General features: G+C 56.3%; 10 protein-coding genes and 4 tRNA genes. All 14 read left to right on the top strand.

Annotated elements, in window-relative coordinates:
• Window positions 1-330 precede the first annotated feature (330 nt).
• The 14 genes from birA (at window position 331) to rplL (ending at window position 7,645) form a co-directional block, all read left to right on the top strand.
• Window positions 331-1,290, top strand: a complete 960-nt coding sequence (gene birA, locus OO258_RS19245) for a bifunctional biotin--[acetyl-CoA-carboxylase] ligase/biotin operon repressor BirA (protein WP_266032063.1) — start codon at window positions 331-333, stop codon at window positions 1,288-1,290.
• Window positions 1,280-2,029, top strand: coding sequence for a pantothenate kinase (locus tag OO258_RS19240; RefSeq protein WP_266032062.1), 750 nt, complete (start codon window positions 1,280-1,282; stop codon window positions 2,027-2,029). Before birA ends, OO258_RS19240 begins: the two co-directional genes overlap by 11 nt.
• Window positions 2,030-2,036: 7 nt before the next feature.
• Window positions 2,037-2,462, top strand: a complete 426-nt coding sequence (locus tag OO258_RS19235; protein WP_266032061.1) for a hypothetical protein — start codon at window positions 2,037-2,039, stop codon at window positions 2,460-2,462.
• Window positions 2,463-2,614: 152 nt separating this feature from the next.
• Window positions 2,615-2,698, top strand: a tRNA-Tyr gene (locus tag OO258_RS19230).
• Window positions 2,699-2,722: 24 nt separating this feature from the next.
• Window positions 2,723-2,796, top strand: a tRNA-Gly gene (locus OO258_RS19225).
• Window positions 2,797-2,825: 29 nt separating this feature from the next.
• Window positions 2,826-2,901: transfer RNA gene (locus OO258_RS19220), tRNA-Thr, on the top strand.
• Between the two features lie 78 nt (window positions 2,902-2,979).
• Complete coding sequence (tuf, locus tag OO258_RS19215) at window positions 2,980-4,173, top strand: elongation factor Tu (RefSeq protein ID WP_003255489.1); 1,194 nt, start codon at window positions 2,980-2,982, stop codon at window positions 4,171-4,173.
• A gap of 54 nt (window positions 4,174-4,227) precedes the next feature.
• A tRNA-Trp gene (locus OO258_RS19210) sits at window positions 4,228-4,303 on the top strand.
• A 44-nt stretch (window positions 4,304-4,347) separates the two neighbouring features.
• The gene (secE, locus tag OO258_RS19205; protein ID WP_003257081.1) at window positions 4,348-4,716 is read left to right on the top strand and encodes a preprotein translocase subunit SecE; all 369 of its coding nucleotides are present in this window, start codon (window positions 4,348-4,350) and stop codon (window positions 4,714-4,716) included.
• Window positions 4,717-4,725: 9 nt separating this feature from the next.
• A complete protein-coding gene (gene nusG / locus OO258_RS19200) occupies window positions 4,726-5,259 on the top strand; it encodes a transcription termination/antitermination protein NusG (RefSeq protein ID WP_003255501.1) in 534 nt (177 codons plus the stop codon).
• Window positions 5,260-5,378: 119 nt separating this feature from the next.
• Window positions 5,379-5,810: a 50S ribosomal protein L11 gene (gene rplK / locus OO258_RS19195; RefSeq protein WP_003255500.1), complete on the top strand. Its 432-nt coding sequence runs from the start codon at window positions 5,379-5,381 to the stop codon at window positions 5,808-5,810.
• Window positions 5,810-6,505 carry a 50S ribosomal protein L1 gene (gene rplA, locus OO258_RS19190; protein ID WP_003255499.1) on the top strand — a complete coding sequence of 232 codons (696 nt, stop codon included), beginning with the start codon at window positions 5,810-5,812 and terminating at the stop codon, window positions 6,503-6,505. The genes rplK and rplA overlap by 1 nt, the downstream gene beginning before the upstream one ends.
• Before the next feature lie 197 nt (window positions 6,506-6,702).
• Window positions 6,703-7,203 carry a 50S ribosomal protein L10 gene (gene rplJ, locus OO258_RS19185; RefSeq protein ID WP_003255497.1) on the top strand — a complete coding sequence of 167 codons (501 nt, stop codon included), beginning with the start codon at window positions 6,703-6,705 and terminating at the stop codon, window positions 7,201-7,203.
• A gap of 76 nt (window positions 7,204-7,279) precedes the next feature.
• Window positions 7,280-7,645, top strand: coding sequence for a 50S ribosomal protein L7/L12 (gene rplL, locus OO258_RS19180; protein WP_003255496.1), 366 nt, complete (start codon window positions 7,280-7,282; stop codon window positions 7,643-7,645).
• Window positions 7,646-7,839 lie beyond the last annotated feature (194 nt).

Genomic DNA, 7,839 nt, shown 5'->3' with positions numbered 1-7,839 from the left:
ATGCATCGCCGATGGTAGTGTGGGGTTTCCCCATGTGAGAGTAGGTCATCGTCAAGATTCATTTCGCAAAACCCCTATCTGCACATGCAGGTAGGGGTTTTGTCTTTGTGGTCTGAGAAACCTTCAAGCCTCGCACACGCCTGCGCCCAGGCACACGTCTGCAACCTGGCACAGGTCACTGTGGGAGCGGGCGTGACCCGCGAACACGGGCGAACCCATGCGATCCACTGCACTACCTGTCGGAAGACAGGCATGGGCATTCGGCCCTTTTCCTATGCAAGCCCACAGCCCATGGCTATCATGCCTGCCTTATTCCAAGTCGAGACTGGCATGCTGAAGTTGTTGAATCTCCTCAAGGACGGCCGGTTCCATTCCGGAGAAGCTCTGGGGGCAGCCCTCGGTGTGAGTCGCAGCGCAGTTTGGAAGCAGCTGCAGCATCTGGAGAGTGAGCTTAACCTCACCATTCACAAAGTCCGTGGGCGCGGCTATCAGCTGGCGGCTCCCTTGGCTTTGCTAGAGGAACAGGCGATCGCAGGGTTTGGTGGCGGCGAGCAGTGGCCGGTATTCATCCACGAAACCATCGACTCCACCAATGCCGAAGGTCTGCGCCTTGCCAGTGAAGGACAGGCAGCGCCATTCCTGGTTCTGGCAGAGCGCCAGAGCGCTGGTCGTGGCCGGCGTGGTCGCCAGTGGGTGAGCCCGTTTGCCGAAAACCTCTATTACAGTTTGGTGCTGCGCGTCGATGGCGGCATGCGCCAGCTCGAAGGCTTGAGCCTGGTGGTTGGGCTGGCGGTCATGCGTACTCTGCAGGGGTTCGGGGTAAAGGATGTGGGTCTGAAATGGCCCAACGATGTTCTGGTTCGGCGGCAGAAGATCACCGGCATTCTCCTGGAGTTGGTGGGTGATCCTGCGGATGTCTGTCATGTAGTGTTGGGTATCGGTATCAACGTGAACATGCAGGTCAACGACCAGGTCGATCAGCAGTGGACCTCGATGCGGCGTGAGGTGGGCGCGGCGATTGACCGTAACCATTTGGTAGCTTCGCTCAGTCAGCAGCTGCAGCATGAGTTGGCACGCCATCGTCGATACGGTTTTGCCGCATTCCAGGAGGAGTGGGAGCAGGCGCACCTTTGGCAGGGACGCACCGTTTCGCTGGTTGCGGGTAGCACGCGTATAGATGGTGTGGTGCTAGGCGTCGACGGGCAGGGCGGTTTGCGTCTTGAGGTGGACGGAGTGGAAAAGAGCTTCAGTGGTGGTGAGCTCAGTTTGAGGTTGCGTGATGATTCTTGAGCTCGATTGCGGTAACAGTTTCATTAAATGGCGGGTAATCCACGCCGCTGATGCAGTGATTGCAGGTGGTGGTATCGTCGATACCGACCAGGCGCTGGTGGCTGAAGTGGCTGCACTTGTTGCGGTGCGCCTCACCGGCTGCCGCATTGTCAGTGTGCGCAGCGAGGAGGAAACCGATGCGCTGTGCGCTGTGATTGCCCAGGCATTCGCCGTGCAGGCGCAGGTTGCCCACCCGGCTCAGGAAATGGCGGGTGTGCGCAATGGCTATGACGATTATCAGCGCTTAGGCATGGATCGTTGGCTGGCGGCGCTGGGCGCCTTTCACCTGGCCGGTGGGGCATGCCTGGTCATTGACCTGGGTACAGCTGCCAAAGCGGACTTCGTTGCCGCCGATGGCGAGCACCTGGGTGGCTACATCTGTCCGGGAATGCCATTGATGCGCAGCCAGTTGCGTACGCATACCCGCCGCATCCGCTATGACGATGACTCTGCCGAGCGCGCATTGGTCAGTCTGTCGCCTGGCCGTTCCACTGTCGAGGCAGTCGAGCGCGGGTGTGTGTTGATGCTGCAGGGTTTTGCTCGCACTCAGCTTGAGCAAGCGCGTGCTCTATGGGGGGAGGCGTTCACGGTGTTCCTCACTGGTGGTGATGCGCCATTGGTAAAGGATGCCATCCCGCAGGCGCGTGTCGTGCCTGACTTGGTTTTCGTTGGCCTGGCAATGGCCTGCCCATTGGATTGAGGTGCCTATGCGTTGGTTGTTTCTGCTGTTACTGGTGCTCAACGTCTTTTATTACGTATGGCATCAGCAGGAAGCCCCGCTGAAGGTCAAGGAAGTCGCCCCCCTGTCGTTGTACAAGGGGAATCAGCAAGAAATCCGTCTGTTGCGTGAAACGGGTGTGTCTACGCCGCCAAAGCGCCGTGAAGAATGCTTGGTAATCGGTGGTGAGATGACGCCCGAGCAGCTAGAGGCGCTGCGCCAGCGTCTGTTGAGCCTGGACATTGCTACCTCTCCAGTAGAGAAGCAGTTGCCGGGAGCTGATGGTCGCTGGCTTAAGGTGGCCTCTGAAAGCGAGCGGTTGCTGGACCAAACGTTGCTCTCGTCTCTTTCCAATGATTTCAAAGACTTAAAACATAAAATTATTTTCTGCCAGGGTATTGCAACTGGCGAATAGCTTGATAGAATGGCGCCCGCTTCACAGGGAACACCACTCAGGTGGCAGGACCGGAAGCGGTGTCAAGGCAGCTAAGTTTCAGATTTGATTGAAAAAATTTGAAAAAACGCTTGACACTAGGACGGCAGACACATAGAATGCCGGCCACATCTGGAGGGATTCCCGAGCGGCCAAAGGGGACGGACTGTAAATCCGTTGCGAGAGCTTCGAAGGTTCGAATCCTTCTCCCTCCACCAGTTTTAGCGAGAGCCGCAAGCTCCGCGGGTATAGTTTAGTGGTAGAACCTCAGCCTTCCAAGCTGATGATGCGGGTTCGATTCCCGCTACCCGCTCCAAGTTTGCTGGATTTTGCACAAAGTGTTTCGCTCTTGTAGCTCAGTTGGTAGAGCACACCCTTGGTAAGGGTGAGGTCAGCGGTTCAAATCCGCTCAAGAGCTCCATTTAAACAAGGCAGATATGAAAATATCTGCCTTTGTTTTATCAGCGCAAGACTATTTCTTCTGCGGAGGATTGTATCGATGGCTAAGGAAAAGTTTGATCGTTCCCTTCCCCACGTTAACGTCGGCACTATCGGCCACGTTGACCACGGTAAGACCACTCTGACCGCAGCTCTGACTCGCGTTTGCTCCGAAGTTTTCGGTTCGGCAATCGTTGAGTTCGACAAGATCGACTCGGCTCCGGAAGAAAAAGCGCGCGGTATCACCATCAACACCGCTCACGTTGAGTACAACTCGACCATTCGTCACTACGCTCACGTTGACTGCCCAGGTCACGCTGACTACGTGAAGAACATGATCACCGGTGCTGCCCAGATGGACGGCGCGATCCTGGTTTGCTCGGCCGCCGATGGTCCGATGCCACAAACCCGTGAGCACATCCTGCTGTCCCGTCAGGTAGGCGTTCCGTACATCGTGGTCTTCCTGAACAAGGCTGACCTGGTAGACGACGCTGAGCTGCTGGAACTGGTCGAGATGGAAGTTCGCGACCTGCTGTCCACCTATGACTTCCCAGGCGACGACACCCCGATCATCATCGGTTCGGCTCGTATGGCGCTGGAAGGCAAAGACGACAACGAAATGGGCACTACCGCTGTTAAGAAGCTGGTAGAGACTCTGGACAGCTACATTCCTGAGCCAGTTCGTGCCATCGACCAGCCGTTCCTGATGCCGATCGAAGACGTGTTCTCGATTTCGGGTCGTGGTACCGTTGTTACCGGTCGTATCGAGCGTGGTATCGTCCGCGTTCAGGATCCGCTGGAAATCGTTGGTCTGCGTGACACCACCACCACCACCTGCACCGGTGTTGAGATGTTCCGCAAGCTGCTGGACGAAGGTCGTGCTGGCGAGAACTGCGGCGTTCTGCTGCGTGGTACCAAGCGTGACGACGTTGAGCGTGGCCAGGTTCTGGTCAAGCCAGGTTCGGTCAAGCCGCACACCAAGTTCACCGCAGAAGTCTACGTCCTGTCGAAGGAAGAAGGCGGCCGTCACACTCCGTTCTTCAAAGGCTACCGTCCACAGTTCTACTTCCGTACCACTGACGTGACCGGTAACTGCGAACTGCCGGAAGGCGTTGAAATGGTGATGCCAGGTGACAACATTCAGATGACTGTTACCCTGATCAAGACCATCGCAATGGAAGACGGTCTGCGCTTCGCTATCCGTGAAGGCGGTCGTACCGTCGGCGCCGGCGTCGTAGCAAAAATTATTGAATAAGTAGTTGATTTACTTGATCAGGCCGGTATAATGGCCGGCCTGATACAGCGTTACAGGTCAGTAGCTCAATTGGCAGAGCGACGGTCTCCAAAACCGTAGGTTGGGGGTTCGATTCCCTCCTGACCTGCCATTTCACCTCGGTGTGATGGCTTTCTTCTTACAGGATCCTCCTCGATGACCCCCAAAACTGAAGCCCAAGAATCGCGTTTTGATCTGTTCAAGTGGCTGGCTGTAGTGGCTTTGGTGGTTGTTGGTGTTGTGGGTAATCAATACTACTCCGCCTCTCCGATCCTGTATCGCGTTCTCGCACTTCTCGTCCTGGCTGCTGTCGCGGGCTTTGTAGCTCTGCAGACTGCGAAGGGCAAGTCGTTCTTTGCGTTGGCGAAGGAAGCTCGTACCGAGATTCGTAAAGTCGTGTGGCCGACCCGCCAGGAAACCACCCAGACCACGCTCATTGTCGTGGCTGTTGTGCTGGTTATGGCACTGCTGTTGTGGGGTCTTGATTCCCTGCTCGGCTGGGCGGTCTCCTTGATCGTTGGCTAAAGGTGTCCCGTGGCTAAGCGTTGGTATGTTGTGCATGCTTACTCGGGTTACGAGAAGCATGTAATGCGCTCCCTGATCGAGCGCGTCAAGCTGGCTGGCATGGAAGACGGTTTCGGCGAGATCTTGGTCCCGACCGAAGAAGTAGTCGAAATGCGCAATGGCCAGAAGCGCAAGAGTGAGCGTAAATTCTTCCCTGGCTATGTATTGGTCCAGATGGAGATGAACGAAGGGACTTGGCACTTGGTCAAGGATACCCCTCGTGTGATGGGCTTCATTGGTGGTACCGCAGACAAGCCTGCGCCGATCACTGATAAAGAAGCCGAGGCTATCCTGCGTCGCGTAGCAGACGGTAGCGATAAGCCGAAGCCAAAGACGCTGTTCGAGCCGGGCGAAGTGGTTCGAGTCATTGATGGTCCGTTTGCAGACTTCAATGGTAGTGTCGAAGAGGTTAACTACGAGAAAAGCCGTCTGCAGGTTGCAGTGCTTATTTTCGGTCGCTCTACTCCGGTGGAGCTCGAGTTCAGCCAGGTCGAAAAGGTCTAGGCGGACAACGCATCCCATACCCCGCAGCCCTGTGTGCTGCGGGGTTTTGTCGTCACTGGGATAAAACGCAAGTCATCCGGGGAGCCATCAGGCGTTCGTACCCGATTTTGGAGTAGCTCATGGCTAAGAAGATTCAGGCTTACATCAAGCTGCAAGTAAAGGCCGGCCAGGCCAACCCAAGCCCACCCGTTGGTCCAGCACTGGGTCAACATGGTGTGAACATCATGGAATTCTGCAAGGCCTTCAACGCCCGTACTCAGGGTCAAGAAGCCGGCCTGCCGACTCCTGTGATCATCACTGTCTACAGCGACCGTAGCTTCACCTTCGAGACCAAGAGCACCCCTGCCTCGGTTCTGCTGAAGAAAGCTGCTGGCCTGACCAGTGGTTCGGCTCGCCCGAACACCGTTAAAGTCGGTACCGTTACCCGTGCTCAGCTGGAAGACATCGCGAAAGCCAAACAGGCTGACCTGACTGCCGCTGACCTGGACGCTGCTGTACGCACCATCGCTGGCTCTGCCCGCAGCATGGGCCTGAACGTGGAGGGTGTGTAATGGCTAAGCTGACCAAACGCCAAAAGGCAATCGCCGAGAAAATCGAAGCAGGCAAGGCCTACAACTTCGAAGAAGCGGCAACCCTGCTGGCCTCGCTGCCTGCTGCCAAGTTCGTCGAGTCCTACGACATCGCCGTAAACCTCGGTGTTGACCCGCGTAAATCCGACCAGGTCGTACGTAGCGCTACTGTGCTGCCGCACGGCACTGGCAAGACCGTTCGCGTTGCCGTCTTCACCCAGGGTCCAGCTGCTGAAGCTGCTTTGGCTGCCGGCGCTGACCGTGTAGGTATGGACGATCTGGCTGCCGAAATGAAAGGCGGCGACCTGAACTATGACGTCGTCATCGCATCGCCTGATGCCATGCGCGTTGTGGGTCAGCTGGGTCAGGTTCTGGGTCCTCGCGGCCTGATGCCTAACCCGAAAGTTGGTACCGTGACTCCAGACGTAGCCACTGCCGTGAAAAACGCCAAGGCTGGTCAGGTTCGCTACCGTACCGACAAGAACGGTATCATCCACACCTCCGTTGGCAAAATCGGCTTTGAAGCTGACAAGCTGAAGGAAAACGTTGAAGCCCTGATCGCTGACCTGAAGCGTATCAAGCCTGCTTCTTCGAAAGGTATCTACGTTAAGCGCGTTACCCTGAGCACCACCATGGGCCCAGGTCTGGTCATCGATCAGAGCTCGCTGAACGTGTAAGAACATGGTGGCGCGACCTGTCGCGCCACCAGCAAAAATTGGGGTCCCTGCCTGGCGGGGGCTATCCAAGACCGTAGGCGGCGCAAGCCTTAAAACACCAGCCCACGCAGATGGTGCTCCCGATTCGTTACCGAATCAGACACCAAAACGACATCCGGCTTCGGCCAGATGAAACGGTAAAAACCAGGAGTAAACCCGTGGCAATTAAACTCGAAGACAAGAAGGCCATCGTCGCTGAAGTCAACGAGGCTGCCAAAGTCGCTCTGTCCGCTGTTGTGGCTGATGCCCGTGGCGTGACTGTAAGCGCAATGACCGGACTCCGTAAAGAGGCCCGCGAAGCTGGCGTTTACGTACGTGTAGTGCGTAACACCCTGCTCAAGCGCGCTGTTGAAGGCACCGAATTCTCGATCCTCAACGACGCGTTCAAAGGCCCGACCCTGATTGCTTTCTCCAACGAACACCCGGGCGCTGCTGCTCGTCTGTTCAAAGAGTTCGCCAAGGGTCAGGACAAGTTCGAGATCAAGGCAGCTGCGTTTGACGGCAATTTCATTGCAGCGAACCAGATCGACGTGTTGGCTACCCTGCCGACCCGCGACGAAGCTATTGCACGACTGATGAGCGTTATCCAAGGCGCCACCAGCAAGCTGGCTCGTACTCTGGCAGCCATTCGCGACCAGAAAGAAGCTACCGCCGCCTAAGGCGTGCGAACTCTTTCAAAATCATACGTTTAATTTGATGGCTGCGTAGGCTGTCACCCCAATACAGGATTGAGTCATGTCTCTGACTAACGAACAAATCATCGAAGCAATCGGCCAGAAAACCGTTCTGGAAGTTGTTGAGCTGATCAAAGCAATGGAAGAAACCTTCGGCGTTACCGCTGCTGTTGCCGCTGCTGGCCCAGCTGCTGCTGCTGCCGTTGTTGAAGAGCAGACCGAGTTCAACGTTGTTCTGGTTGAAGCCGGCGACAAGAAAGTGAACGTGATCAAGGCCGTTCGCGAGCTGACCGGTCTGGGCCTGAAAGAAGCCAAAGAGAAAGTCGATGGCGCTCCTCAGGTTGTAGCTGAAGGCGTTTCGAAAGAAGCCGCTGAAGACGCTAAGAAGAAGCTGGAAGAAGCAGGCGCTAAAGTCGAGCTGAAGTAATCTCGACTTTGCGATGCCAGCCTGAGCGTTGAGCAAAAGGCTGATGGCTGGTGGCTTATGCCACCGGCCTTTTTCCGTTATTGGTGGCTGGTCGTACCGGCCCCGATAACACGCTGCAAGACACCCATGTGGGTGCGCAAACCAAGGGGTTTGCACGATTTTCTGGCTGCTCCCGCCGGGAGAAGCCAAACAAG

The sequence above is a fragment of the Pseudomonas sp. DCB_BI genome (assembly GCF_026240995.1).
Lineage (GTDB): Bacteria > Pseudomonadota > Gammaproteobacteria > Pseudomonadales > Pseudomonadaceae > Aquipseudomonas.
The sequence above is the reverse complement of the archived record's forward strand: the minus strand, read 5'-3'. Positions and strand labels throughout refer to the sequence as shown.

Bases quoted from the DNA above. Each gene is read 5' to 3' on its own strand.
- OO258_RS19240 (WP_266032062.1), top strand. From the start codon at position 1,280: ATGATTCTTGAGCTCGATTGCGGTAACAGTTTCATTAAATGGCGGGTA.
- birA (WP_266032063.1), top strand. From the start codon at position 331: ATGCTGAAGTTGTTGAATCTCCTCAAGGACGGCCGGTTCCATTCCGGA.
- tuf (WP_003255489.1), top strand. From the start codon at position 2,980: ATGGCTAAGGAAAAGTTTGATCGTTCCCTTCCCCACGTTAACGTCGGC.
- rplA (WP_003255499.1), top strand. From the start codon at position 5,810: ATGGCTAAGCTGACCAAACGCCAAAAGGCAATCGCCGAGAAAATCGAA.
- rplL (WP_003255496.1), top strand. From the start codon at position 7,280: ATGTCTCTGACTAACGAACAAATCATCGAAGCAATCGGCCAGAAAACC.
- OO258_RS19235 (WP_266032061.1), top strand. From the start codon at position 2,037: ATGCGTTGGTTGTTTCTGCTGTTACTGGTGCTCAACGTCTTTTATTAC.
- secE (WP_003257081.1), top strand. From the start codon at position 4,348: ATGACCCCCAAAACTGAAGCCCAAGAATCGCGTTTTGATCTGTTCAAG.
- rplK (WP_003255500.1), top strand. From the start codon at position 5,379: ATGGCTAAGAAGATTCAGGCTTACATCAAGCTGCAAGTAAAGGCCGGC.